Origin of the sequence: Marinobacterium alkalitolerans (genome assembly GCF_017776525.1) — a bacterium.
Classification (GTDB): Bacteria; Pseudomonadota; Gammaproteobacteria; order Pseudomonadales; family Balneatricaceae; genus Marinobacterium; species Marinobacterium alkalitolerans.
In genome coordinates this window covers 53,562-79,743 of the sequence record NZ_JACVEW010000010.1, presented here as the reverse complement: position 1 = coordinate 79,743, position 26,182 = coordinate 53,562, and the positions used below count along the sequence as shown (strand labels likewise).

At 56.9% G+C, this 26,182-nt stretch carries 19 protein-coding genes; 5 read left to right on the top strand and 14 right to left on the bottom strand.

Going from position 1 to position 26,182, the window contains the following annotated elements:
* Window positions 1–217 precede the first annotated feature (217 nt).
* Together H9C73_RS08055 and H9C73_RS08050 are read left to right on the top strand one after the other, a co-directional pair.
* A complete protein-coding gene (locus H9C73_RS08055; protein ID WP_209287298.1) occupies window positions 218–763 on the top strand; it encodes a hydrolase in 546 nt (181 codons plus the stop codon).
* Window positions 764–895: 132 nt separating this feature from the next.
* Complete coding sequence (locus H9C73_RS08050; RefSeq protein ID WP_209287297.1) at window positions 896–2,845, top strand: acetoacetate--CoA ligase; 1,950 nt, start codon at window positions 896–898, stop codon at window positions 2,843–2,845.
* An 81-nt stretch (window positions 2,846–2,926) separates the two neighbouring features.
* On the opposite strand, the gene H9C73_RS08045 is transcribed toward H9C73_RS08050, so the two are convergent.
* Together H9C73_RS08045 and dsbD are read right to left on the bottom strand one after the other, a co-directional pair.
* Window positions 2,927–3,253, bottom strand: a complete 327-nt coding sequence (locus H9C73_RS08045; RefSeq protein ID WP_236014162.1) for a hypothetical protein — start codon at window positions 3,251–3,253, stop codon at window positions 2,927–2,929.
* Between the two features lie 16 nt (window positions 3,254–3,269).
* Complete coding sequence (gene dsbD, locus H9C73_RS08040) at window positions 3,270–5,123, bottom strand: protein-disulfide reductase DsbD (protein ID WP_209287348.1); 1,854 nt, start codon at window positions 5,121–5,123, stop codon at window positions 3,270–3,272.
* Window positions 5,124–5,344: 221 nt separating this feature from the next.
* Between dsbD and H9C73_RS08035 the strand changes: the two genes are divergently transcribed.
* Window positions 5,345–6,412 (top strand): 3-deoxy-7-phosphoheptulonate synthase, encoded by a 1,068-nt coding sequence (locus H9C73_RS08035; RefSeq protein WP_209287296.1) that lies wholly within the window; start codon window positions 5,345–5,347, stop codon window positions 6,410–6,412.
* Between the two features lie 38 nt (window positions 6,413–6,450).
* Here H9C73_RS08035 and H9C73_RS08030 read toward each other — a convergent pair whose 3' ends face one another.
* The 7 genes from H9C73_RS08030 to H9C73_RS08000 all read right to left on the bottom strand — a co-directional run bounded on the left by H9C73_RS08030 (window position 6,451) and on the right by H9C73_RS08000 (window position 15,919).
* Window positions 6,451–7,839: a diguanylate cyclase gene (locus tag H9C73_RS08030; protein ID WP_209287295.1), complete on the bottom strand. Its 1,389-nt coding sequence runs from the start codon at window positions 7,837–7,839 to the stop codon at window positions 6,451–6,453.
* A 133-nt stretch (window positions 7,840–7,972) separates the two neighbouring features.
* Window positions 7,973–9,151 (bottom strand): 2-methylaconitate cis-trans isomerase PrpF, encoded by a 1,179-nt coding sequence (gene prpF, locus H9C73_RS08025; protein ID WP_209287294.1) that lies wholly within the window; start codon window positions 9,149–9,151, stop codon window positions 7,973–7,975.
* Window positions 9,152–9,369: 218 nt separating this feature from the next.
* Entirely contained in the window at window positions 9,370–11,985 is a 2,616-nt protein-coding gene (gene acnD / locus H9C73_RS08020) for a Fe/S-dependent 2-methylisocitrate dehydratase AcnD (protein ID WP_209287293.1), read from the bottom strand.
* A 115-nt stretch (window positions 11,986–12,100) separates the two neighbouring features.
* The gene (gene prpC, locus H9C73_RS08015; RefSeq protein ID WP_209287292.1) at window positions 12,101–13,231 is read right to left on the bottom strand and encodes a bifunctional 2-methylcitrate synthase/citrate synthase; all 1,131 of its coding nucleotides are present in this window, start codon (window positions 13,229–13,231) and stop codon (window positions 12,101–12,103) included.
* Window positions 13,232–13,314: 83 nt separating this feature from the next.
* Window positions 13,315–14,208 carry a methylisocitrate lyase gene (prpB, locus tag H9C73_RS08010; protein WP_209287291.1) on the bottom strand — a complete coding sequence of 298 codons (894 nt, stop codon included), beginning with the start codon at window positions 14,206–14,208 and terminating at the stop codon, window positions 13,315–13,317.
* Window positions 14,201–14,923 carry a GntR family transcriptional regulator gene (locus H9C73_RS08005; protein ID WP_209287290.1) on the bottom strand — a complete coding sequence of 241 codons (723 nt, stop codon included), beginning with the start codon at window positions 14,921–14,923 and terminating at the stop codon, window positions 14,201–14,203. Before H9C73_RS08005 ends, prpB begins: the two co-directional genes overlap by 8 nt.
* 129 nt (window positions 14,924–15,052) lie before the next feature.
* Complete coding sequence (locus tag H9C73_RS08000; RefSeq protein ID WP_209287289.1) at window positions 15,053–15,919, bottom strand: alpha/beta fold hydrolase; 867 nt, start codon at window positions 15,917–15,919, stop codon at window positions 15,053–15,055.
* Window positions 15,920–16,022: 103 nt separating this feature from the next.
* Between H9C73_RS08000 and pabB the strand changes: the two genes are divergently transcribed.
* Window positions 16,023–17,399 carry an aminodeoxychorismate synthase component I gene (gene pabB, locus H9C73_RS07995; RefSeq protein WP_209287288.1) on the top strand — a complete coding sequence of 459 codons (1,377 nt, stop codon included), beginning with the start codon at window positions 16,023–16,025 and terminating at the stop codon, window positions 17,397–17,399.
* On the opposite strand, the gene H9C73_RS07990 is transcribed toward pabB, so the two are convergent.
* The 5 genes from H9C73_RS07990 to rluC all read right to left on the bottom strand — a co-directional run bounded on the left by H9C73_RS07990 (window position 17,390) and on the right by rluC (window position 22,452).
* Window positions 17,390–18,631, bottom strand: a complete 1,242-nt coding sequence (locus H9C73_RS07990; protein WP_236014161.1) for a peptidoglycan DD-metalloendopeptidase family protein — start codon at window positions 18,629–18,631, stop codon at window positions 17,390–17,392. The two genes, pabB and H9C73_RS07990, sit on opposite strands and share 10 nt — an antisense overlap.
* Window positions 18,632–18,653: 22 nt before the next feature.
* Window positions 18,654–19,271, bottom strand: a complete 618-nt coding sequence (gene thrH, locus H9C73_RS07985; RefSeq protein ID WP_209287287.1) for a bifunctional phosphoserine phosphatase/homoserine phosphotransferase ThrH — start codon at window positions 19,269–19,271, stop codon at window positions 18,654–18,656.
* Between the two features lie 58 nt (window positions 19,272–19,329).
* Window positions 19,330–20,304 (bottom strand): HTH-type transcriptional regulator CysB, encoded by a 975-nt coding sequence (cysB, locus tag H9C73_RS07980; RefSeq protein WP_209287286.1) that lies wholly within the window; start codon window positions 20,302–20,304, stop codon window positions 19,330–19,332.
* A gap of 64 nt (window positions 20,305–20,368) precedes the next feature.
* On the bottom strand, window positions 20,369–21,469 hold the full coding sequence (locus H9C73_RS07975) for a DNA-binding protein (RefSeq protein WP_209287285.1): 1,101 nt from the start codon (window positions 21,467–21,469) through the stop codon (window positions 20,369–20,371).
* Between the two features lie 5 nt (window positions 21,470–21,474).
* Window positions 21,475–22,452, bottom strand: coding sequence for a 23S rRNA pseudouridine(955/2504/2580) synthase RluC (gene rluC / locus H9C73_RS07970; protein WP_209287284.1), 978 nt, complete (start codon window positions 22,450–22,452; stop codon window positions 21,475–21,477).
* A gap of 445 nt (window positions 22,453–22,897) precedes the next feature.
* On the opposite strand from rluC, the gene rne reads away from it, so the two are divergent.
* Complete coding sequence (gene rne, locus H9C73_RS07965) at window positions 22,898–26,104, top strand: ribonuclease E (protein ID WP_209287283.1); 3,207 nt, start codon at window positions 22,898–22,900, stop codon at window positions 26,102–26,104.
* Window positions 26,105–26,182 lie beyond the last annotated feature (78 nt).

Sequence of the window (26,182 nt, the reverse complement as noted above, 5' to 3'; positions counted from 1 at the left end):
GTATCTCTTTTAAGAGCCTGTGCTATGATGAATGCATGCAAGGCATGCCCTTGCACTCCATCCGATCCAGTGCCGAGCACGGGTCAAAGCACACTTTGCCCTTATATGGCAGGCCCTTACCGGCCTGCCTTTTTTCTGTCCGATAACAGCACTCTGTTTCACGCCAGGTCCCATTTCAGGCTAAGCTGACTCTCAGGCTTAACCAGAGGACGACAGCATGCTCATAGACCCCACGACATCCTGCCTGATGGTGATCGATATCCAGGAACGGATGGCCCCTGTCATACACCAGGCCGAACAGGTGGTGGATCGCTGCCAGTGGCTGATTGAGATCGCCAACCGGCTTGAAGTACCAGTGCTTGCCACGGAGCAATATCCAAAAGGGCTGGGCCAAACACTGCCCCGCCTGAAGTGCCTGCTCGATGCAAACAACATCATCGAAAAGATCCACTTTTCTGCCCTGTCAGACGCTGAACCCAGACACGCACTCCAGTCAGGCGCCTATCAACAGGTCATCCTGGTGGGTATGGAAACACATGTCTGTGTGCTCCAGACCGCGCTGGAACTCAAGTCACAGGGGTACGACACCTTTGTGGTTCAGGACTGCGTCTCGTCTCGAGATCCGGAAGACAAGGCCGCCGCACTGGAGCGCTTCAAACAGCTCGGCATTCAGGTTGTCACTCGCGAAATGGTCGCGTTCGAGTGGCTGCGACGCGCCGGCACCGACCGCTTCCGTGAGATCAGCCGTCAATATCTGCGATAGCAGAGATCAGTAATTTCCCCTACCTCTCTTGACTCCTGCCGCCATATCGATGAAAGTTTACGTTAACGTAAACTTTCATCGATAGACAACTGATTTAGTATCCAGAACAAGAATCAACAACAGGAGAGGTCGATGACGGCACCACTCTGGACACCTGACCAGGCACGCTGCGAAGCCAGCCGGATCCACCAGTTCATACAGCACCTGAATACAACCTATGGCCTGAGCCTGAGCGACTACAGCACCCTGTACCAGTGGAGTCTTCAGCACAACCAAAGGTTCTGGGACACTCTCTGGGACTACGCCGGAGTGGTCGCCAGCCACAAGGGTGACACCATTCTGGAGCATCCGGACCGCATGCCCGGTGCTCGCTGGTATCCGGAAGCACGACTCAACTTTGCCGAGAACCTGCTCAAGTTCAACGACGACCGCCCTGCGGTGATCTTTCGCGGTGAAGATGATACCCGTATCGAATTGAGCCACCGTGAACTCTATCTGCGTGTGGCTCAGCTGGCCAGCGCCCTTCGTCGTCAAGGCATCAAGGCAGGTGATCGTGTATCAGGCTTCATGCCCAACGTGCCCGAAACCCTGATCGGGATGCTGGCAACTGCTTCCATCGGCGCCATCTGGAGCTCATGCTCACCTGATTTTGGTATCAACGGCGTTCTGGACCGCTTCGGTCAGGTTGAGCCCCGGGTGCTCCTCACCACGGATGGCTATCGCTACAACGGCAAGGTACTGAACAGCCTCGAGCGGGTTGAGGGCATTGTCGACAAACTGCCGTCTATCGAGTCTGTCGTGGTGGTGCCGTTTATCGATGACACCCCGGACATCAGCGGTATTGACCGCGCCGTCTTGCTGTCCGATTACATCGACTCCGAGGCGACCGAGATCCAGTTTGAGCAACTGCCATTCGATCACCCGCTTTACATCATGTACTCCTCAGGCACCACGGGTGTACCCAAGTGCATCGTACACAGCGCCGGCGGTACCCTGCTGCAGCACCTGAAGGAGCACATCCTGCATACGGATGTGGGGCGTGACGATCGCCTGTTCTACTACACCACCTGTGGCTGGATGATGTGGAACTGGCTCGTCAGCGGACTGGCAACCGGCTGTACTCTGGTGCTGTTCGATGGCTCACCCTTCGCCCCCAAGCCTGAACACCTCTGGGACGTGGCTGAGCAGGAAGGTATCAGCATCTTTGGCACCAGCGCCAAATACATTGCGGCACTGGAGAAAGCCGGCGTTAAACCGCGCGAAACACATGACCTCAGCCAATTGAAAGCCGTGCTTTCAACAGGCTCACCGCTGGCGCATGAGAGCTTTGAGTATGTCTATCGTGACATCAAGCAGGACCTGCAGCTCTCCTCCATTTCCGGCGGCACCGATATCGTCTCCTGCTTCGCGCTGGGCTGCCCCATTCGACCTGTCTATGCGGGCGAACTCCAGTGCCGCGGCCTTGGCATGGCCGTCAAGATCTTTAATGACAGCGGCGATTCCGTGGTGGGTGAAAAGGGAGAACTGGTATGCACCCAGCCCTTCCCTTCCATGCCGATCGGCTTCTGGAACGACCCTGAAGGGCAAAAGTATCACGATGCCTATTTTGATCAGTTCGAGAATATCTGGGCACATGGCGACTACGGTGAAATCACCGAGCATGATGGCCTGATCATCCACGGTCGTTCTGATGCGGTACTCAACCCCGGCGGCGTGCGTATCGGTACGGCCGAAATCTATCGCCAGGTTGAGAAGGTTGAGGAGGTACTGGAAAGCCTCTGTATCGGTCAGCCCTGGGACAACGATGTGCGCGTGGTGTTGTTTGTCCGCCTGCGGGAAGGGGTTGCACTAGATGATGAACTGGTTCAGCGCATCCGTTCAACCATTCGCGCCAACACTACCCCCAGACATGTGCCGGCCAAGGTGATTCAGGTCACGGATATTCCGCGCACTATCAGTGGCAAGATCGTAGAGCTGGCTGTGCGCAAGGTAGTGCTGGGAGAAGAGGTTAAAAACAAGGACGCCCTGGCCAACCCTGAAGCACTGGAACTGTTCAGAAACCTGCCCGAACTGCAAAGCTGATTCAGACCGATATTCGCCCTGCACCGCAGGGCGAATATCCTGAGCCTGACAGCTCCACTCACTGCCTGATCGAAACGAGCCCTAGTCGAAACGATAATGCTCCTGATTCAACCAGGCGGCCACATCTGCCACCTCATCGGGAAACCACCCTACGTCCAGGTTCGTGTTGCAGCCTTCTACATATGCCTCAAGGGCTGCGCGACTTTGAACCTTGCGATCGCTGCGCTGGTAAAACGACGGCGCATGACAGGTTTCGCAATTGGCATCGGTATAGTGCTGCCCCTGGATCGTTCGCTCTATGCTCACTGCTTCATACAGCTCACGACCGGTTTCGGGATCAGCCGCCCAGGCTGCCATGGGCATACACAACACTGCCATGGCCATCCCTCGAGTTTTCTCCCTGCGCATCACTCACCTCCATTGTTCAGAGTTGAATTCGGCTGACCTGAGCAATGAAATCAGGAGGATCAATCACACCGATCATTGTCATTTCCGGCCGAATGTCTCCACCTGCATCATAAAAAATAAGCGCAGGCGGACCTATGATATTGAAGCGCTTATACAGCCGCTTGGCCTGATCATCATTTTCTGTCACATCAAGCTTGATCAGCTTGAAGTCTTTTAAAGAGGCCTGCACTCCCGCATCACTGAACGTAACATAGTCCAATTCAATGCAGGAGATACACCAGTCAGCATAAAAATCGAGCATAACCGGCTGGTTGTTTGCACGAGCCTGGGTCAGTAACCGATCCAGCTCGGATTCTCGGGTGACCACTTCAAACGCCAGCTTCTGCTTCTGACTGCTGGACGAGTCCCCTGCCACTGCTGATGTGACTCCTTGCAGCGGATACAGCAGGCTCTGACCTCCGGCCAGGACGCCCAGCATCAGCGCCCCGCCGTAGATGAGCATCACGACGCCCACCCCTTTCCAGAATCGGTGCCAACCGCTGGCCTTGGCATCGAGCTTGTCCAGCGCCTTAAGGTAGACGGCACTGATGATCAGCACCAGCGCCAGCAGCAACATGGTGATTTCCGTCGGCAGGATCCGATCGAGCATCCAGACTGCCATCAGCAGCAGGACCACACCGAAGCCCGCCTTGACGCCTTCCATCCAGGCCCCGGCTCTTGGCAGCAGGCGGCCTGCCGATGCACCCACCAGCAGCAGCGGAACGCCCATGCCGAGCGACAGGGAAAAGAGCGCCGAGCCACCCAGTACCGGATCACCGCTCTGCCCGATATAAATCAGCGCCCCGGCCAGCGGTGCTGCCATGCAGGGCCCCACGATCAGCGCCGACAGCACACCCATGATGGCCACACCCAGCAGCGTGCCGCCCTTCTGGCGATGACTCAGGTTATTCAGCCTGCTCTGCAGGGCCGCGGGCACCTGCAGGTCATAAAAACCGAACATGGACATCGCCAGCACAACGAACAGGGCACTGAAGGTTCCAATCACCCAGGGGTTTTGCAGCGCAGCCTGCAGGTTGGCGCCAAACAGGCCCGCCAGTATGCCTGCCAACGTATACGTCAGCGCCATTGCCAGCACATACACCAGCGACAACATGAAGCCACGCCGTGTACTGGATCGATGCCCCTGCCCGGCAATCAGGCTGGACAGAATCGGAATCATGGGCAGGACGCATGGCGTGAATGACAGCGCCAGGCCGGCCAGGAAAAACGCACCCAGCATCAACAGGCGATCCTCGCCCGCCAGCAATCCAGCGAAGCGGTCCTGCTCGGTTTGTGGGAGCACATTCTCTAACTGGGCACTTTGATCCCGGGTTTGTTCACCGGACGCCTTCGGCATCTCCGGCCAGCCCAAACCGGCTGCCAGAGGCAAATTATCAACGCTGATCTGCTGAGTAACGGGCGGATAGCACACCCCACCTTCCCAGCAGCCCTGGTAGGTCACGGATATATCGGCACCAGCGTCCGCCCCATCACGACGGCCAAGCAGCAGATCCACCTGCGCCTGCTCATGGTAAACCTCGACACGCCCAAAGAGCGGGTCATCCTTCATATCTCCACTGATGTCCCGGCGATCAACCAGCTCTATCCCTTCCGGGACCGAGACTTCAATACGCTCACGGTACAGGTAGTAATCCGGCTCGACCTGCCAGACCAGCCGTGTCACGCCAGTGGCGGGCACCTCCACTCGCAGCCGGAACGCTTCCTCGACCATCAGAGGGCCATCGGCACCATTACTGCCAAAGGGGTTCGCGAAAGAGGGAGACGCAACAAGCGAGACTGCAAGTAACAAGGGGAATATAAAAAGACGCATCAACACGCTGGTGTTCCTTATCCGGCCCAAAATACTCTAGCTGTGACTGGTTTATACGCAAAATGTTCGCACTTTCATCAAAGTGTACCACCTGAACGCTGTAAGACTGCCAGAGCCTAACACCTTCAGACACTTATAACCGTTGCACTGATGTGGTAAAACAGAATCAGTCGGCCGCCAAAAGCCGATACCAGCATCTCAGCCGCTGTCAGGACAATACGATGACCGATACACGTGTAGAAGACCTTAATATTGAATCCAATATCCGACTGGTAACACCGGAAGAACTCAAGGCCAAGCTTCCGATCACCGAAGCCGCCGCCGAAACGGTCATGCAGGGCCGTCAAGTCATCAAGGACATCCTCGATCGCAAGGACAAGCGTCTTTTTGTCGTTGTGGGCCCCTGCTCCATCCATGACCCCGAAGCTGCGCTGGCGTATGGCCGCAAGCTCAAGGCACTGGCCGAGGAAGTTAAGGACAGTCTGTATCTGGTTATGCGTGTCTATTTTGAGAAGCCCCGTACCACCGTGGGCTGGAAAGGATTGATTAACGACCCGCACCTGAACGACTCCTTCGATATCGAAGAAGGTCTGCATATTGCGCGCAAACTGCTGATCGATCTGTCTGAAATGGGACTGCCGCTGGCGACAGAGGCACTGGACCCGATTTCCCCCCAGTACATGCAGGACCTGATCAGCTGGTCTGCCATTGGTGCACGTACCACCGAGTCTCAGACACACCGTGAGATGTCATCCGGCCTCTCCTGTGCCGTCGGCTTCAAGAACGGTACTGACGGCGGGCTGGACGTGGCCGTGAATGCCATGAAATCTGTCAGCCATCCGCACAATTTCCTGGGCATCAACGGCGACGGTGAAGTATCAATGGTCCGTACACGTGGCAATCGCTACGGCCATGTTGTTCTGCGCGGTGGTAACGGCAAGCCCAACTATGACTCCGTAAGCGTCAAGCTGTGCGAACAGGCACTGGAAAAAGCCGGTCAGCCCAGCAATATCATGGTGGACTGCAGCCACGCGAACTCCAGCAAGGACCCTGCACTGCAGCCGCTGGTGGCCGAAAACGTGGCCAACCAGATTCTGGAAGGCAATAACTCAATCGTTGGTCTGATGATTGAAAGCAACCTGGAATGGGGCAACCAGTCTATTCCGGAGGATCTGTCCCAGCTCAAATACGGCGTATCCGTCACGGATGCCTGTATCGATTGGAGCACGACCGAATCCTGCCTGCGCGAAATGGCCGGCAAGCTGGACCAGCCGCTCAAGCAGCGCTAAGACCTTTCAAGCTCCCTGCGCAGGAGCTCTGACGATGTTCAGGGTTCCTGCTCTGCGCTCTCCCCTGCCCTTGACGCTTCCTCGGCCTTCTTCTCACGCTTTCGACTGTACATGCGGGTATCGGCCAGATTGATCAACTGATCGGCGGATTTGGCCTCATCCGGGAACACCGCGAAACCGACACTTGCCGATATGAAGATCTCCTGATCGCCCATCGCAAAGGGTTCGGACATCACGCTCTCAATCTTGGCAGCCAATGCCTTGGCATCTCTGCAGCGCGTACCCGGCATCAACAGAATGAACTCATCCCCACCATTGCGGGCAAGGGTATCTGATTTGCGAACATGCGCCCCGAGCCGGGCAGCCGCTTCTATCAGCAGCATGTCCCCCACATGGTGGCCATAGGTGTCGTTCACTTGCTTGAAGTGATTAAGATCGATAAAGAGCATCGAGAACCCGATGCCGCTCCGGGGGTAAAGATCGGCCAGCAGCTGTGTTTTCTGCAGCAGGGAGCGCCTGTTCTCGCAACCGGTCAGCGGGTCCGTGAGGGACTGGTTCAACGCAAAACGGTACAATTGGTAACAAACGGCAGCTACGGCCGCGAACAACAATACCAATCCCCAGGCAGCAGTCCGCAGCCAGGTTAATGAAGGGATTCGCCCGTTATCAGTTTTAGCCGCAATGATCCAACTGCCATTTGGAAAATACACCGGCATCCGCGCCAGCGGTTCATCGAACACTGCCGGGTCGCCAAAGAACACTTCCCCCTCACTGCCCTTGGCATCTCGCCCCCTGATGGCCAGACGGAAGGCGTCATTGCCGTTTTTGAGGCCCACATCACTGATCAGGTCGTCATAGTTGATGACTACGGAAGACAAGCCCCAATAATGCCGCTCTCCCCCCTCTTCATAGTAGATCGGGGTACGTGCGATCAGCCCCTTGCCGCCCTGTACCAGGTTAACCGGGCCGGCAAGTGTCATTTTTTCAGTCAGCATGGCTTCCACCACGGAGGGCCATTGATCCGGCCTTTCCTGGTATACAAGTCCCAGCGCGGCCTCATTCCCGGACAAGGGATAGACAAACCGCATGACATTATCAGGTGCCAGGCCTATGTTTCTGACCAGAGGTGCTTCACGCACAATTTCGCGCGCCAGTTCGTACCAGCGATCAACATTACTGTTTGGATTAACGCGGACGTAGGTATTGAGGGTAGACGAAAGATACAGCACGGAATTGATACGGCTTTCCAAATCTGCTCGACGCTGAGCAATTTCCGCAACAGCCTCGACACGCTGAACCTGAGCCATCCGTTGCTGCACCAGGCCCACCACAAACTCGGCCAGCACAAAAAGCAGCAGGGTTATCAGCAGTATCAGCGTGTATGCGACAACCGGGGGCGGGCCTTTGCGTATAAAGTGGTGCACCATCTAATTCACGTCACCCGTATCAAATTGAATACGGATTGATTGTACGCCAACTGCCCCCGGTATGCGAAAAATCGGGGCGTGTCAGATCAATGAACAGCCCGGCAAAGGGCCAGGCTGTTCATTAGGGGGAAGGTCAGAAAGTATCGCCGGGAATGCGCACCTGGCCTTCCATGATCACCCGTGCACTTCGGCTCATGATGGCTTTTTTGGCCGTCCATTCGCCATTCACCTCTTCGGCAGCCGCCCCTACGCGCAAGGTGCCCGAGGGATGACCGAAGGTGACGGATTCGCGCTCGACGCCACCGGCGGCCAGATTCACCAGCGTGCCGGGTACTGCAGCGGCTGTCGCAATCGCGACTGATGCGGTCCCCATCATGGCATGGTGCAGTTTGCCCATGGACAATGCGCGTACACACACATCAATATCATTTGATGAGATCTGCTTGCCACTTGACGCCTGATAGTCAGTAGCCGGTGCCACAAAGGCGATCTTGGGGGTGTGCTGACGGGATGCGGCTTCCGCGATATCGGAAATCAGCCCCATCTTAACGGCACCATAGGCACGCATCTTCTCAAAACGCGCCAGTGCATCGGCATCGCCATTGATATCTTTCTGCAACTCGGTACCGGTGTAGCCAATATCGGCCGCATTGACGAAAATGGTCGGGATGCCTGCGTTGATCATGGTCGCCTTCAGCGTCCCTTCACCCGGCACCTCCAGGTCATCCACCAGATTGCCGGTGGGGAACATGGAGCCCTCACCATCCGCCGGATCCATGAATTCGATCTCGACTTCGGCGGCAGGGAAGGTTACACCGTCCAGTTCAAAATCACCGGTTTCCTGTACTTCACCGTTGGTAATGGGGACGTGGGCAATGATGGTTTTCTGGATATTCTTCTGCCAGATCCGGACCGTACAGATGCCATTTTCAGGGATTCGCGCCGGGTCAACCAGCCCTCCGCTGATCGCAAAGGCACCAACGGCAGCGGTCAGGTTGCCGCAGTTGCCGGACCAGTCAACAAAGGCACGGTCAATGGCAACCTGTCCGAACAGGTAGTCGACATCGTGATCAGGCTGCTCACTCTTGTCCAGAATCACGGTCTTGGACGTGGAGGATGTTGCACCGCCCATGCCATCAATCTGCTGCCCGTAGGGGTCAGGGCTGCCAATGACACGCATCAGCAGCTTGTCTCGCGCTTCTCCTGGCGCCTGGCAAGGCTCCGGCAGGTCCTGGCGACGGAAGAATACGCCCTTGCTGGTGCCGCCGCGCATGTAGGTAGCGGGAACTTTAATCTGGGGAACACTGGACATGTAGATGCTCCAAAATAAAACGGTTATCGGGCTGAAGTAAATGCATTGTAGGTCGCTGGCGGGGTGTTTGACTGCTGCGCATGCCTGTCACCTGACGGGTGATATACGCCCAGTGGTCGGGCTCTGGCCTGCCTGGAGCCGTACCTCCCGTCACAGTATGACCATCTGCCCGGGAAAAGCCCGGGCTGCATTCACAGCCCGGGTAGAGTGGGTGCCGATCAGGCAGCGCCTTCCGCTTCCAGGAACTCCTTGGCGAAGCGTTGAAGAACACCGCCGGCATTGTAGGTTTCAACCTCGGCAGCCGTATCGAGTCGACAGATCACCGGTACTTCGACACTCTCACCGTTACGGCGATGGATGGTCAGCGTCAGGGTTGCGCCCGGTGCAATATCCCCTTTCACATCGAAGGTTTCGGTGCCATCGATACCGTAGGTATGACGGGTTTCACCCTCGCGGAACTGCAGCGGCAGCACGCCCATACCGACCAGGTTGGTACGGTGAATGCGCTCAAAGCCTTCTGCCACGATCGCTTCAACGCCTGCCAGGCGTACACCCTTGGCCGCCCAGTCACGCGACGAACCCTGACCGTAGTCAGCCCCTGCCACAATGATCAGGTTCTGCTTGCGGTTCATGTAGGCTTCGATCACTTCCCACATCCGCATCTGCTCACCTTCCGGCTCCAGGCGGGCGAGTGACCCCTGAATGACTTCGCCGCTTTCATCCCGACACATCTCATTGAGCAGTTTCGGGTTGGCGAAAGTCGCACGCTGTGCCGTCAGGTGGTCACCACGGTGCGTCGCGTAGGAGTTGAAGTCTTCCTCCGGCAGCCCCATCTTGGCCAGGTATTCACCTGCCGCAGAGTCGGCAAGGATCGCGTTGGACGGTGACAGGTGGTCGGTGGTGATATTGTCACCCAGTACCGCCAGCGGACGCATGCCGGTCAGAGTACGTTCAGCGGCCAGCGCACCTTCCCAGTACGGCGGGCGGCGAATGTAGGTGGACATCGGGCGCCAGTCGTACAGCGGGCTTTCCGCCTCTTCCACCTGACCCAGATCGAACATCGGAATGTAAACCTGCTTGAACTGCTCAGGCTTAACGCTCTCCTTCACGATCGCATCGATCTCTTCGTCAGACGGCCAGAGATCCTTCAGCGTCACCGGGTTACCATCCTTGTCGGTGCCCAGCACATCCTTTTCAATGTCGAAACGCACGGTACCGGCAATCGCATACGCCACAACCAGCGGCGGAGAAGCCAGGAACGCCTGCTTGGCATACGGATGGATACGGCCGTCAAAGTTACGGTTACCGGACAATACCGCAGTAGCATAAAGGTCGCGGTCGATGATCTCCTGCTGAATCTTCGGATCCAGCGCACCGGACATGCCGTTACAGGTGGTGCAGGCATAAGCAACGATGCCAAAGCCCAGCTTTTCAAGTTCAGGCAGCAGGCCGGCTTCTTCCAGGTACAGGCGTGCGACCTTGGAACCCGGCGCGAAGGAGGATTTCACCCAGGGCTTGCGGATCAGGCCCAGCTCGTTGGCCTTCTTGGCCAGCAGGCCGGCAGCGACCACGTTGCGCGGGTTGGAGGTGTTGGTGCACGAGGTGATGGCTGCGATGATCACCGCACCATCCGGCAACAGACCTTCTTCCTCTTCCTTGCGTGCCGCTGCCAGCTTGTCTTCATCCGCAATGCCACGGTCATGCAGTGCAGAGGTCGGCAGGCGACGGTGCGGGTTGGACGGACCGGCCAGGTTGCGCTCAACGCTGGACAGATCAAAGGTCAGTACACGTTCGTACTCGGCTGTTTTCAGATCGTCAGCCCACAGACCGGTTTCCTTGGCATACTGTTCTACCAGAGCGACCTGCTCCGGTTCACGGCCGGTCAGTTTCAGGTAATCGATGGTTTGATCATCGATGTAGAACATCGCTGCGGTCGCACCGTATTCCGGTGTCATGTTGGAGATGGTCGCACGGTCACCGATGGTCAGACTGTCGGCCCCTTCGCCAAAGAACTCCAGATAAGCGCCGACAACACGTTCCTTGCGCAGGAACTCGGTGATCGCCAGGACGATATCGGTCGCGGTGATACCGGGCTTGCGCTCACCGGTCAGCTCCACACCCACGATATCCGGCAGGCGCATCATGGACGGCTGCCCCAGCATAACGGTTTCCGCTTCCAGACCACCCACGCCGATGGCGATAACACCCAGCGCATCTACGTGCGGAGTATGCGAGTCGGTGCCGACACAGGTATCCGGGAAAGCAACGCCATCACGCGCCTGGATCACAGGTGACATCTTCTCCAGATTGATCTGGTGCATGATGCCGTTACCGGCCGGAATCACGTCCACGTTTTTGAACGCGGTCTTGGTCCAGTCGATAAAGTGGAAACGGTCTTCGTTACGACGGTCTTCGATGGCGCGGTTCTTTTCAAAGGCATCCGGATCAAAACCCGGCGCTTCAACAGCCAGCGAGTGGTCGACAATCAGCTGGGTCGGCACGACCGGGTTGACCTTGGCCGGGTCACCGCCCTTCTCGGCAATGGCATCACGCAGACCGGCCAGGTCTACCAGTGCTGTCTGGCCCAGGATGTCATGGCAAACAACACGTGCCGGGTACCAGGGAAAATCGAGGTCGCGCTTGCGCTCGATCAGCTGCTTGAGGGAGTCGGTCAGAGCCGCCGGCTCACAGCGGCGAACCAGTTGTTCAGCCAGCACACGCGAGGTGTAAGGCAGCTTTGCATAGGCGCCGGCTTCGATCGCTTCGACCGCTTCACGGGCATCGAAGTAATCCAGGTTGGCACCTTTCAGAGGTTTACGAAATTCTGTATTCATGGCGTCGAATGTCCATCGGATAGTGTTCGTTGACGCGGTCTGCTGCAGAAATCCCGCAGCAGGATGCCGGGCGAAGAGACGGGTGTGGCAGCTGAGGCCACACCCTGCGCATGAATCAGGCGCGCTCTTCGATCGGCACCCACTCAGCTGACTCAGGGCCAGTGTAGTCCGCAGACGGACGGATAATGCGGTTGTTGGCGCGCTGTTCCATCACGTGGGCAGTCCAGCCTGCCACTCGGGAGCACACGAAAATCGGCGTGAACAGCTCGGTCGGAATGCCCATGAAGTGGTAGGCAGAAGCATGGAAGAAGTCGGCGTTACAGAACAGCTTCTTCTCGCGCCACATGACCGCTTCAACACGCTCGGACACCGGGTACAGCACGGTGTCGCCCACCTGCTCGGACAGCTTCTTGGACCATTCCTTGATGATGGCGTTACGCGGATCGGAATCACGGTAGATGGCGTGGCCAAAGCCCATGATCTTGTCCTTGCGCGCCAGCATGCCCATGATCTGTTCTTCCGCTTCTTCCGGGCTCTTCCAGTTTTCGATCATGGCCATGGCGGCTTCATTCGCACCACCGTGCAGAGGACCGCGCAGCGAACCGATCGCACCGGTTACACAGCTGTGAATGTCGGACAGCGTGGACGCGCACACACGTGCAGTAAAGGTAGAGGCATTGAACTCATGCTCTGCATACAGAATCAGGGACGCATGCATCACTTTTACATGCAGCGGGTCCGGCTTCTTGTCATGCAGCGTCCAGAGGAAGTGCTCACCGATAGAGTCTGCATCGGTGTTGGTTTCGATGCGCTTGCCGTGGTGAGCAAAGTTGTACCAGTAGTTGATGATGGACGGGAACACCGCCAGCATGCGGTCGATATGGTCATGCTGCTCGGAGAAGTCTGCTTCGGTTTCCAGGTTGCCCAGCATGGAGCAGCCGGTGCGCATCACATCCATCGGGTGTGCATCTTTCGGAATCTGTTCCAGCACCACTTTCAGTGCTTCCGGCAGACCGCGCATGCCTTTCAGTTTTGCCTTGTAGGCGTCCAGCTCAGCCTGGTTCGGGAGCTTGCCATACAGCAGCAGATAGGCCACTTCTTCAAACTCGGCCTTGTCTGCCAGTTCCTTGATGTCATAACCACGGTAGGTGAGGCCGGCACCGGTTTTACCCACGGTACACAACGCTGTTTCGCCTGCGGACTGACCTCGCAGACCGGCACCACCCAATTTTTTCGCTTCAGCCATCTGTCTCTCCTTAATCTGTTGTCGGGAGGCCAGGCCTCCCTGTACCAGTTATCTCGATCCGAATATCGGATGATGACGTTTTATTATTTGTTCTTGCCTTCTTTGAAAAGGGCATCCAGCTTCTGCTCGAAGTCGTGGTAGTTGAGGAAATCGTACAGTTCCATGCGAGTCTGCATGGTGTCAACGACGGCCTTCTGGTCGCCATCTTTCAGCAGGTGCTCATATACGTTCAGGGCTGCCTTGTTGGCTGCACGGAATGCAGACAGCGGATACAGCACCATGGTGGCACCGGCTTCAGCCAGCTCATCACGGTTGAACAGCGGTGTTGCGCCAAACTCGGTGATGTTGGCCAGCAGGTGAGCGCCGTTAATGCCCATGGAGAAGGCCTGGTAGTCTTCCAGCGTGTGCACCGCTTCAGCGAAAATGCCGTCTGCACCGGCTTCCAGACATGCCTGAGCACGCTCAACCGCCGCATTCAGACCATCCTTCTGGAATGCGTCAGTACGCGCCATGATGAAGAAGTCACCATCGGTTTTGGCATCGACAGCCGCTTTCACGCGGTCGACCATCTCTTCCAGAGAAACGATTTCCTTGTTCGGACGGTGACCACAGCGCTTCTGGGCGACCTGGTCTTCAATGTGAACGGCGGCAGCGCCACCCTTCTCCATCTCCTTGATGGTACGTGCGATGTTGAATGCACCACCCCAGCCGGTATCAATATCCACCATCAGCGGTGTATCGACAGCACTGGTGATGCGGCATACGTCTTCCAGTACGTCGTTCATGGAGGTCATACCCAGATCGGGCAGGCCGTAGGATGCGTTGGCAACGCCACCGCCAGACAGATAGATCGCCTTATGACCTACGCGAGTCGCCATCATTGCGTTGTAGGCATTCACGGTCCCTACGATCTGAAGCGGCTTGGTTTCAGCCAGCGCCTTGCGGAAACGGGCACCCGCAGTCAATTTATCAGCCATGTTTATCCCCTTCTGGTTTGGTATCCGCATCCAGCTTGGATTCGATGTTTCGACGTGCAGCACTGATATGTCTGCGCATCAGCATCTCGGCCAGCTCTGCATCACGCGCCTCGATTGCGTCGACAATCTGGCGGTGCTCCTTAAGCGCCCTTTTTGGACGGGAGCTGGATACACTGAATTGATAACGGTACATGCGTACCAGGTGGTAAAGATCATCCCCCAGCAGCTCAAGCAACTTGGAGTTCTTGCTGCCACGGACTATGCGGTAATGAAAATCGAGGTCGCCCTCCTTTTGGAAGTACGAACGCCCTTCACGCTGGTCAACCGACATTTCGTGCTCGTCCAGCAGGCGCTTGAGGCTTTCGATTTCATCATCCGTCATGTTCTGAGCGGCTTGTCGACAGGCCATGCCTTCCAGGGCCTCACGGACGCGGTAGATCTCGATCAGCTCGTGCGCCGACAGCTGAACCACTCGTGCACCCACATGCGCCTTGCGCTCGACCAGACGCCAGCCTTCCAGGCGCCGAATGGCTTCTCGCAAAGGGCCACGACTGATACCGTAGGTTCGTGCCAGTTCAGGCTCGCTGATTTTCTGGCCGGGCGGAATCTCGCCCTTGACGATAGCGGTCACGATCTGCTGGCAGACTCGATCAGCCAGTGTTCGGGTTTCGGGTTCAAGCGGCACAACCTTGCGCTGCTCTATCTGTTCTTTCACGTCTTTCACAACCCTCACTAAGATTGTCGACAATATTTACGAAAGCAAAGATACCGGGGTGATTCTTGAGCGTCAACCAAGCCAGACTGAAAAATTGTCAACATCAGACAAAAGTCTAGGGGGATTCCCTCAGTGCTTTTCCCGGTATCGCAGGTACTCGTCATTCATGATTCTGGCGATCTGCCGGGGCTTCTGGAACGGCAGCGAATGGTCCGTACCCGGCACCATAAAGTAGTGCCAGTTCGGCAGTCGCTCAGCCATGGCATGATGTAGTTCATGCATCAGATCAACACTCAAGCCACCAATGAAACTGCTGACATCTCCCTGTGCAGCCACCAACGCTTCACGATCAATGCGCTGGATCGCATCCGTGACCGAGTCCAAAGCATGAGCAAACCCCAATGGCCGGCGCGCAAGTCGCTTCACGGCAACCGCCTCAACCTGACTGGATACTCGCCGGTTGGGTGAAATGGTATCGAGAAACTCCAGAATCCCCCGCTCATGATCCGCGTCCCGCAAGTGGACCGCCGCCTCGGAATAACGCTGGCGCAACTTCACCGTACTGTTCCAGTCAGGCCGGTCCAGAACCGCAGATTCAAGCAGGAACTGTTTCCCCACACGATCCGGATACCGCTGCTTGAGCAGCATGCTGACCAGCCCGCCGAGCGAATAGCCGCCCAGATCAAATGACCACCAGCCCAGATGATCCAGCACGGAGGACAGGTCACTGACAAGCTCTTCGACGGTAAAGGCATATTCCTCACCATCCGGGAAGCGCGTCTCTCCGGCACCTCTGAGGTCCGGCACCAGCACCTCATGCCAGTGCTGAAGATGTGCGATCAGCAGATGCCAGGTATCCGTTCCTGCCACCCCTGCTCCGTGAATGAGTACAAGCCGCCTTCCCGAGTCTATTGCCGGATTCCGGTAGAGCCGATAGCAGATAGACTGATCGGGCAGAGAGAGCCGATGCACGCTGACGTCAAATGGATGTTTCATGACACTCCTCATATGTAGTGAGCCCGCGATTATAACGGCAGCAAGGCTCGCGAATCGCGCCCTCAACTTGCTAAAATGCTGGTTTTTCGCCGAGGCTCCACCGTTGATCAAGCAGTACCTTCTGGACTATCACTCGCTGAGCACACACGATATCCTGGCGCGCGTACGGCCGCTCGGCTATCCGGTGTTACTCGACAGCAGCCAACCCGATGCCCTGTCCGGTCGCTTTGATATCATCAGTGCCGCCCCCGATCGTCTTGTTACGCTCAACGAAAAGGGTCTCTTCTGCCATACCGGTGAGGGCTCGCCTTTAGCCACTGACGCTCAGCAGGACCCGTTTCTGTTCCTGCAACAGTTACTGGACGAGCTTGGACAGTGTCAGGCGCTGGATGACTGCCCGTTCAACGCCGGTCTGATCGGTGTTTTCGGCTATGATCTGGGGCGTGCCATTGAAACCCTCCCCACGCAGGCAGAGGCCGACATCGATTTCCCGTGGATGCTGGTTGGCCGCTACCTGTGGGCGGTGATCGTTGACCATCAGTTGCACCACGCCCATCTTGTGTGGCACCCGCTGGCAGATGATTACATTGAAGGCATAAAGGCACGCATTGAAACCGCTCAGCCAGACTCACAACCCGCCTTTCATCTGACTCAACCGTTTTCAAGCAATCTCACCGCCGAGCAGTACCGGACAGCGCTGCAACGTATTGATGAATACATTCATGCCGGCGACTGCTACCAGATCAACTTTGCCCAACGCTTTGCATCCACCTACCGGGGAGATCCCTGGTCGGCCTATCAGCAGCTCAGGCACCACGCGCCTACACCCTTCGCTGCCTATTTTGAAACACCTGGGGGCAGCATTCTTTCGCTTTCTCCGGAGCGCTTTCTTCAGGTATCACCAGCCGGCGAAGTCGAGACGCGCCCCATCAAGGGCACACGCCCAAGAGGAAAGACGCCCGAAGAAGACGAAGCATTGGCAAAAGCCCTATTGAGCGCAGAGAAAGACCGGGCCGAGAACCTTATGATTGTGGATTTGCTGCGTAACGACCTGAGCCGGAACTGCCAGCCGGGCTCGGTTCGTGTGCCTGAGCTGTTCAGTCTGGAAACCTATCCCAATGTACACCATCTGGTCAGCAGTATTCGCGGCAGCCTCCGCCCCGAGGCATCGGCTCTGACATTATTGAGAGATGCGTTTCCGGGCGGGTCCATCACGGGCGCCCCTAAAATCCGGGCGATGGAGATTATCGACGAGCTGGAGCCTCAGCGACGCTCAGTCTATTGCGGGTCCATGGGATATATCAGCAGTTGCGGGCGCATGGATACCAGCATCACGATCCGAACCCTGCTGTGCACGGGTTCGAATATCTACTGCTGGGCCGGGGGCGGAATCGTGACCGATTCCGATATCGAAGATGAATACCAGGAGACCTTCAACAAGGTCAACAACCTGCTCAACGGACTGGAGGTTCAGCCCTGACGGGTGCTGGCTTCCATCTGTTCCAGCAGTCGGTCTCGCTGGGCATCAAATGCCATGCGATCGTCCTTGTCGACACCGTCTGCAACCGGAATAGCCGCTTTCATGGCGTCTACCGGGCGGCCATTGATGTGCAGCTCATAATGCAGATGGGCGCCTGTTGAACGGCCCGAATTGCCGGACAAGGCAATTTTCTGACCGCGGCTGACGGTCTGTCCCTTGCGTACAAGTGCCTTGCTCAGGTGCAGAAAACGGGTCCTGTATTTCTGACCGTGCTCAATGACAATGTACAACCCGGCATAAGGGTGCCTGGTCACACGGGTAACCACACCATCACCGGTTGCGAGGACGGGTGTTCCTATGGGTGTCGCAAAGTCGGTGCCGTTGTGCGGCCTGACACGGCCGGTCACGGGGTGCTTGCGATAGGGGTTAAAACGGGAGCTCAAACGGTACTTGCCTCGCGTAGGGTAGCGCATGAAGGCGCGGGCCAGACTGTCGCCGTTCAAGTCATAGTACTGCCCTTCAAAACTGAAGGCGGTGAGCTCGCGGGAACGGTTCAGAATGCGCAACCCTTCCAGGCGGGTCTGACCGGTCGGCTCACCATTCACATACTGAGTGGCGCGCACCGCCTGAAAGCTGTCACCGGCACGCAGATCACGCCTGAAGTTGAGCTTATCCTGCAACAGTGAGGAGATTTTCTGAATCTCCGCAGCACTCAAGCCGGCACGCTTGGCCGATACGTAAAAGCTGCCGTTTATTTCGCCACTGACGACCTCTTCACGCCACTCCCCCTCGACACGCACGTCTTCGTACTCAAAGGTGTCCTGGTCAGCGCGCGTGAAGACAACCTGATGGGCCGGATTGAAGCGCAGCTCCAGCTGTTCCAGGCGCCCCTCGTGAAGCCAGAAACTCAACTGATCACCCGGCTTCAGCGTATCCAGTGCCAGAATTGAGACATCACTTTCCAGCACCTGATACATATCGGCCTGCCCCACATCCAGCATCTCGAAGATGGTGCTCAGGGTATCGCCTTTCTGAATGGTATAGGTGAAGTTGGGTACACGCACATCCGCGGACTGCAGTTCAGCCGGAAGTTGCGAGTCGGATGCAGCAATGGACTTGATGTCCAGCTTGAGGTCGGATTCCAGCGGGTGGTATGAGAACGCGCCCAACGTCAGGGCCACTGCGGGCAGGAACACTCCCAGCATCAGGGGCTTGCGAAGAACTCGTTTCATACTCACCTCAACCGTAGATGTCTCAGACGCTCAGATCACGCACACTGGCATCGACGAATGCCTGTTTCAGGTCGGCAAAGTTATGCACGGCCGGGAACTGAGGAAATTCATCAATCACATTCTGCGGCGCATGGAACAGGATGCCCGATTCAGCCTGCGCCAACATGGTGGTGTCGTTATAGGAGTCGCCAGCTGCAATTACGCGGTAGTTGAGCAGCTGGAACGCACGCACCGACTGACGCTTGGGATCGCGCTGACGCAGTGTGTAGTCAGTGATGCGGCCACCCTCATTCACTTCGAGCTTGTGACACAGCAGCGTGGGGTAACCGAGTTGCTTCATCAGGGGTGCCGCAAACTCGTAGAAGGTGTCAGAGAGAATGACGACCTGAAAGCGCTCGCGCAACCAATCGATAAAGTCACGCGCACCTTCCAGCGGCGCCAGACGGCTGATGGTATCCTGAATCTGCGGCAGGGTCAGACCGTGCTCATCCAGAATGCGCAGGCGCTGCTTCATCAGCACATCGTAGTCGGGGATATCCCGGGTCGTGGCTTTTAGTTCCTCGATGCCGGTTTCTTCAGCAAATGCGATCCAGATTTCCGGGATCAGTACACCTTCCAGGTCAAGACAAGCCAGTTCCACGCGGGCGCCTCCAATCAGTTACAAGTGCGCCACAATTTACCTTGTCAGGGGAAGGCTTTCAATGCTCCGGCAGCACCAGCCCTGCAAACAGCTCATCCACATCGTGACGGTTGCTGCACGACTGTACCTTGCGCACCAGGTCAGGCGTCAGATGGGGAGCAAAAGTTTGTATAAAGTCGTACATGTACCCCCGCAGAAAGGTTCCCTTGCGGAAGCCGATACGTGTCACGCTGTGCTCGAACAGGTGACTGGCATCCAGTGCGACCAGGCCGTCATCCTTGCCTTCTTCAAAGGCCATCGTTGCAATAATGCCCACACCCAACCCGAGCTGGACATAGGTTTTGATCACGTCGGAATCAACTGCTGTCAGAACAACCTTGGGTTCCAGCCCCTTGTTGATGAAGGCCTCATCCAGTTTGGAGCGGCCGGTAAAGCCAAACACATAGGTAATGATGGGCCATTCAGCCAGGGCTTCGAGCGTCAATTCAGGCAACTCGGTCAGCGGATGCCCTTCCGGCACCACCACGGAGCGGTTCCAGCGATAGCAGGGCATCATGATCAGATCGCTGAAGTGCGACATCGCTTCGGTCGCGATGGCAAAGTCGACTGTACCATCCGCTGCCATTTCCGATATCTGCATGGGCGTACCCTGATGAATGTGAAGGGACACATCCGGGTAGTCCTTGATAAAGTCGTGAATGGTCTCGGGTAGCGCATAACGTGCCTGAGTATGGGTCGTTGCCACTTCAAGCTTGCCCTTGCGTTCATCACTGAACTCCTGAGCGACCTGCCTGATGGCATCACATTTCTGCAACACTTCGCCGGCTATTTCCAGAATAGCTTCGCCCGCCGGGGTCACGCGGGTCAGATGCTTACCGCTGCGTGCAAAGACCTCCACACCCAATTCGTCTTCCAGCAGGCGAATCTGCTTGCTGATACCGGGCTGTGAGGTAAACAGGCTCTGCGCCGTAGCGGACACGTTGAGGTCGTGGCGCGCCACTTCCCAAATGTATCGAAGTTGTTGCAGTTTCATTGTGCGTCGCCCAGGTTATAAATAAAAATTCAATATAACATTTCAGAATAAACAAGCAATAACCTTATAGGTTGCGCTGTTTAAGCCGCCTGTTTTCCTCTTCCATGGCAGCCAACCGTTTATCCGTAGCCTGGGATCGACTGCGCTGCTTGTTGAACTGCTCTTCGAGCGCCTGTAACTGGCTGCGCAGCTTCTGCTCACGGCGTGAAGCTTCCAGTGTGGCTTCGCTCAGTTTCCTATCCAGCGCTTCTCGGGTCGCCTCCAGCTCTTTCAACTGGGATTCATAGCGCTTGATTCGATTGCGCTCCGACAGCAGCTGAGCACTCAGCTGCGTCTGTTCCTTGTTCTGCTGGACATCTTCATTTCTGGAGCGCTTGAGCTCTGACTCCAGAGACTTGACCTGAGTCTCCAGCTTTTCAATCTTGGCATCACGGCGCGACAGCTGTGCCTGAACTCCACTCAGCTCGCGCGTCAGGGCCGCCTCGTTACGACCACTTTCATCCTTGAGCTTTTCAAACGCGTTACGGTAATGGCGAGTATCTACCTCAGCCTTGGCGATCGCCTCAAGACTGTAGCGTTTTTCCTGATCGATGCGCTGATCAAAGGTACTCTTGGCATCTTCATAGGTTTTCTGAAGTTGAGCCAGCTCCTGACAGGCACTGGCATGCATCTGCTCGACTTTCTTGCGCTCATTTCGCTCCTGAGAGAGCGCGTGCTGCAGAGACTTGTTCTCACTATCCAGGGTATCGAATTTTTCACTGAGCCATTCGTAGCGCTGCTCAAGCTCGGCAAATCGTTTGGAGAGTTCTTCCCGCTCACCCCTGGATTGCCTGAGAGCATCATCACAGGCACGCACCTGTTCCTCTGCCGGCAATGACTGGGCCTGGCGCACAAGGTTAATGCGCTCCCCTGCCTCATCCAGCGCCAGTTGCCACAGGCGCTCCATGGCCGAATGCACATTTTCCGGCAAGGCATTGGGCGGTGTACTGGTAAAGCTGCCCAACCGAGCCGAGAGGCTTTGACGCCACTCTGCCAGCCAGGCCTCAGCAAGCGCCGCATCGTCAACCGGGCACTGCTGTACCAGTGACTCCTGCTCCGGAAAACGTCCGGTTGCCAGCATTTGATCGGCCGCGTGGAAAAAACGTGTTTTGCGAGACTGATCCATTGTCGTTATGACTCCTGCCTTGGGAAACGTTGTGCCAGTTTATCCAAAACGTTTGTGGTCTCAGGATCAAGTGGTGCCGACACCGACAGTTTTTCACCGTCCGGCAAACTCACTTCCAGCTTAGCAGCATGCAGCATAAGCCGCTTGAACCCCAAACTCCGAAACCGGGCGTTGTCCTCATCCGGGGTGTACTTAACGTCCCCTACGATGGGGTGGCCTGCAAACTGTGTATGAACACGAATCTGGTGCGTCCGGCCCGTAAGGGGCCTGGCTTCAACCAGCGTGGCGACGTCCTGAAAGCGCCGTAATACCTGAAAGCGTGTAACGGATGCCTTGCCGTCGGGGTGCGGCTTGACCATGCGCTCACCCGACTTGAGTTCATATCGAAGCAGTGGCGCATCAACCGTTTGCTGGCGTTTGCCCCAGCGCCCCACGACCAGCGCCTGATACACCTTGTTGACCTTGCGCTGTCGCAGGGCATCATGCAGATACCTGAGCATACTGCGCTTTTTGGCGACCATGATGCACCCGGAGGTATCGCGGTCCAGGCGATGCACCAGCTCAAGAAAACGACTCTTTGGTCGGATCTGCCTGAGGGCTTCAATCATGCCCAGATTGACACCACTTCCACCGTGCACGGCGAGGCCTGAGGGCTTGTTGATGATGATCAGGCTGTCGGATTCGTACAAAACGGCTTGCTCAAGATGCTGAGCCAGGCCTTCGCCAACGGGCGCCGCCTCCCCTTTCTCCGGAATCCTGATCGGAGGAATGCGGATGATGTCACCGGCACAAAGGCGGGAGTCCGGTTTAACCCGTTTTTTATTAACGCGAATTTCACCTTTGCGCAGGATTCGATAAATCAGGCTCTTGGGCGCACCTTTCAAACAGGTACGTAAAAAGTTATCGATCCTCTGGCCTTCCTGATCAGCGTCCACCTCTACAAAGCGGACCTGTTGCGCTTTTTGCTGTGTACTGTGCGTCATGTAGACAGAATGACTCTCAATTGATGCCTTATGGGTTAGCTGTTATATTCTACCGATGCCGCAGGCGGTTGGCTTTACTAAATTTCAATTCCTGCAGACGGCCCTGCCATTTATCCGGTCATGAGGCCGCGCAAGATCCGGCGTGCGGCATAAATAACGACTGTGAAACCAAATTTTTCACGTAACGCTTTCACGACCTTCGTTCGACAGAAGGTTCAGTTGGAGGTGAAGACGCACGCTGACCCGGAACCTGCTTTCAAAAGCAGCCACAGCCATCGAAAATAACGACATAGGTCTGCGTTTCCTTCACTGACGATTAGGGTTGCTCGCCGGTTGCGAAGCAACCGGTGGTCTTCGATTTAGCCACCCATCCAAAGACTGGACAGAGTATTCCCACCCTGACGACCAGGGCGAGAAGCGTTGCGTTTATGAGAACGCACATAACATGAAAAGAATGCTCATCAACGCAACTCAACCCGAAGAGTTGCGCGTGGCACTGGTTGATGGCCAGCGCCTGTTCGACCTTGATATCGAGTCCGATAGCCGAGAACAGAAAAAGGCAAACATCTACAAAGGACGCATTACCCGTGTCGAACCCAGCCTTGAAGCCGCCTTTGTCGACTTTGGCGCCGAGCGCCATGGCTTTCTTCCGCTGAAAGAGATCTCCCGTGAGTATTTCTGCAAGCAGCCCGAGCGTGGCCAGCGCCCCAATATCAAGGAAGTGGTCAAGGAAGGGACTGAGGTCATTGTTCAGGTCGACAAGGAAGAGCGTGGCAACAAAGGCGCCGCGTTAACCACCTTTATCAGCCTGGCAGGCCGCTATCTGGTACTGATGCCCAACAACCCCCGCGCCGGTGGCATCTCCCGCCGCATTGAGGGCGAGGACCGTACCCAGCTCAAGGAAGCGCTTTCAGGTGTCAAAATCCCTGATGGCATGGGCGCCATTGTGCGTACTGCAGGCATCGGCCGCAGTTCTGAAGAGCTGCAGTGGGACCTCGACTACCTGATCACCCTCTGGGACGCGATCAAGGCCGTTAATGAACGCCCCGCTCCCTTCCTGGTGTACCAGGAAAGCAACGTGGTCATTCGCGCCATCCGCGATTACCTGCGTGCCGATATCGGTGAAGTCCTGATCGACAGCCCCAGCGTCTACGAACAGGCTCTGCTGTTCGTGCAGCAGGTGATGCCCAGCTATGAAAGCCGCATCAAGCTGTACAAGGAGCAAACCCCGCTGTTCAACCGCTTCCAGATTGAAAGCCAGATCGAGACAGCCTTTGAGCGTGAGGTCAAACTCCCGTCCGGTGGCTCCATCGTTATTGACCCGACTGAAGCACTGGTGTCCATCGACATCAACTCGGCCCGCGCAACACGGGGTGGCGATATTGAAGAAACCGCGCTGCAGACCAACCTGGAAGCAGCCGATGAAATCGCACGCCAGCTGCGCCTGCGTGATATTGGTGGCCTGATCGTGATCGATTTTATCGACATGACCCCCATCAAGAACCAGCGTGAAGTTGAAAACCGCTTGCGTGACGCTCTCAAACTGGATCGTGCACGGGTACAGATGGGCCGCATTTCTCGCTTTGGTCTGCTGGAAATGTCACGCCAGCGCCTGCGTCCGTCCCTCGCGGAGTCACGCGGCAGTGTTTGTCCGCGCTGTCATGGCCAGGGCAGCATTCGTGATACCGAATCACTGGCACTCTCAATCCTGCGCCTGATCGAAGAAGAGTCAGCCAAGGATCGTACTGCACAGATTCGTGCCATTCTGCCGGTGACCGTTGCGACCTACCTGTTGAATGAAAAGCGCAACGAGGTGCATAACATCGAGCTGCGCCACCAGGTGCGTGCCGTTATCGTGCCCAATCCGAACATGGAGACCCCTCATTACGAGGTGGTACGCCTGCGCGATGACCATACCGTCACCACAATCCAGGATGCCAGCTACACGCTGCAGCCGGAACAGGAAGCGGAGCAACCCGAATCCAGCAAGCAGGCTGCCCCCAAACGTGAACAGGCCGCCGTTAAGGCGGTTGTTCCGCCAACCCGGGCGCCCCAGTCCGAAGCCCCTGCCGAGGCTCCGCCAGAGCAGAACAGCCCAGCCAAAGCTCCGGCACCTGCACAGCCGACAGCAGCGCCTTCCTTTGGTGAGCGCATCCTGACTGCGCTGCGCGGCCTGTTCGGCGGTGAGCCGTCGAAACAGGAAGACGAGAAGAAGACGCCCGCCAAGTCCGGTGAGAAATCAGCAGATAAAGACGGCAAGAACAGTCAGGGCCGTGAGCGTAATGACAACCGTAACAACCGTGATCGTCGCGGCCGCCGTCGTGATGGCAGCGATCGCCGCCGTCGCAATGATCGCAACGAACGTCGCGACAAGGACGAAGTGATTACGGTCGAACGCGACCAGAACCTTCCTGCCATCGGTGAAGCTGATAATCAGGAGAAGAAGGAGTCCTCCGGTCGCCGCCGTCGTCGTCGTCGCAACCGCGATGACAAAACCACGGACAAGCAACAGAGCGCCAACGAGCAAAGCAGCACTGAAGCGTCTGACAGCAACTCGGCCGACAAGGGCTCCAGGAACGATCAGGACCAACAGGAATCCAACCGCAGCCGTGGCGGCCGCGGCCGTCGTCGCCGCAACAGCGAAGAGCGCACTGCCAAGCGCACCCCGCTGCCGGATGACCTGCGTGACAAGGAAGCTGAAAAGGAAATCCAGGCACTGCTGGAGAAGGAAACCATCACCAACGACACGCTGGAGGCGATTGCGCCCGCAGCCGAAGGTGAAAACCAGACCAGCAAGTCCGAGGAGCCGGTAGCAGCTGCTGAATCTGCAGATACTCCTGCTCAGAAAGAGGCAACGGCTGAAGCGGCCTCTGAGACTCAGCCCACCGCAGATACAGCAAAATCCGAGAAAGCTGAGAAATCCGAGAAAGCTGAGAAAGCTGAGAAAGCTGAGAAAGCTGAGAAAGCTGAGAAAGCTGAGAAAGCTGAGAAAGCTGAGAAAGCTGAACAGGTTGCAGCAGAAGCGACTGACGTCAAGGCCGAAGCCTCTGAGCAGACTGCGGAACCGGCAGAAAAGACCGATGCCTCTGAGGCTGACGCCGCGCAGCCCAAGTCGCAGGAAAAACCCAAGCGCAGCCGTCGCAGCCGCAAGCCGGCCCGCGAAAAAGCGCGTGAAAGCGACAAGGCTGCTGCCGGTAACGCTGCTGAAGAACCTTCAGCTAAAGAGGTGCCCTCAGCGCAGGAAGAGCCTTCAGCCAAAGAAGCGTCTTCAGCCCAGGAAAAGCCCTCCGATAAAGAGGGGCCTTCTGCCAAAGCTGAAGCGCAGCCGGCACCCAATGAAGCCCAGCCTGCCGCCAAGGCCGATACTGCCAAGGAAAGTCAGCAGGATGTTCAACAGGAGACTGCCAAGGCAACGCCTGAAGCAGCAAAGCCCTCGCCGAAACAGGAAGGTGAGCAGCCTGACCAAAACAGTGACGGCGATCAGCAGGGCACAACCGCTCAGGAAGCAGCTGAAACTGAAACAGCCACGCCTGAGGCTGATGCTCAGCAGGAAGCACCTGCACGTCGACCACGCCGCCGCAGCCGTCGTGCTCCTAACGACCCGCGCGAAGTTCGTCGTCGTCAACAGGAAGCAGGCTCAGACGCCAGCTAATCCTCCGCCTGCCGGGCCTTGCCCGGCAGGCACATAAAAAAGCCGCACACCTGAATGGGTGTGCGGCTTTTTCGTATC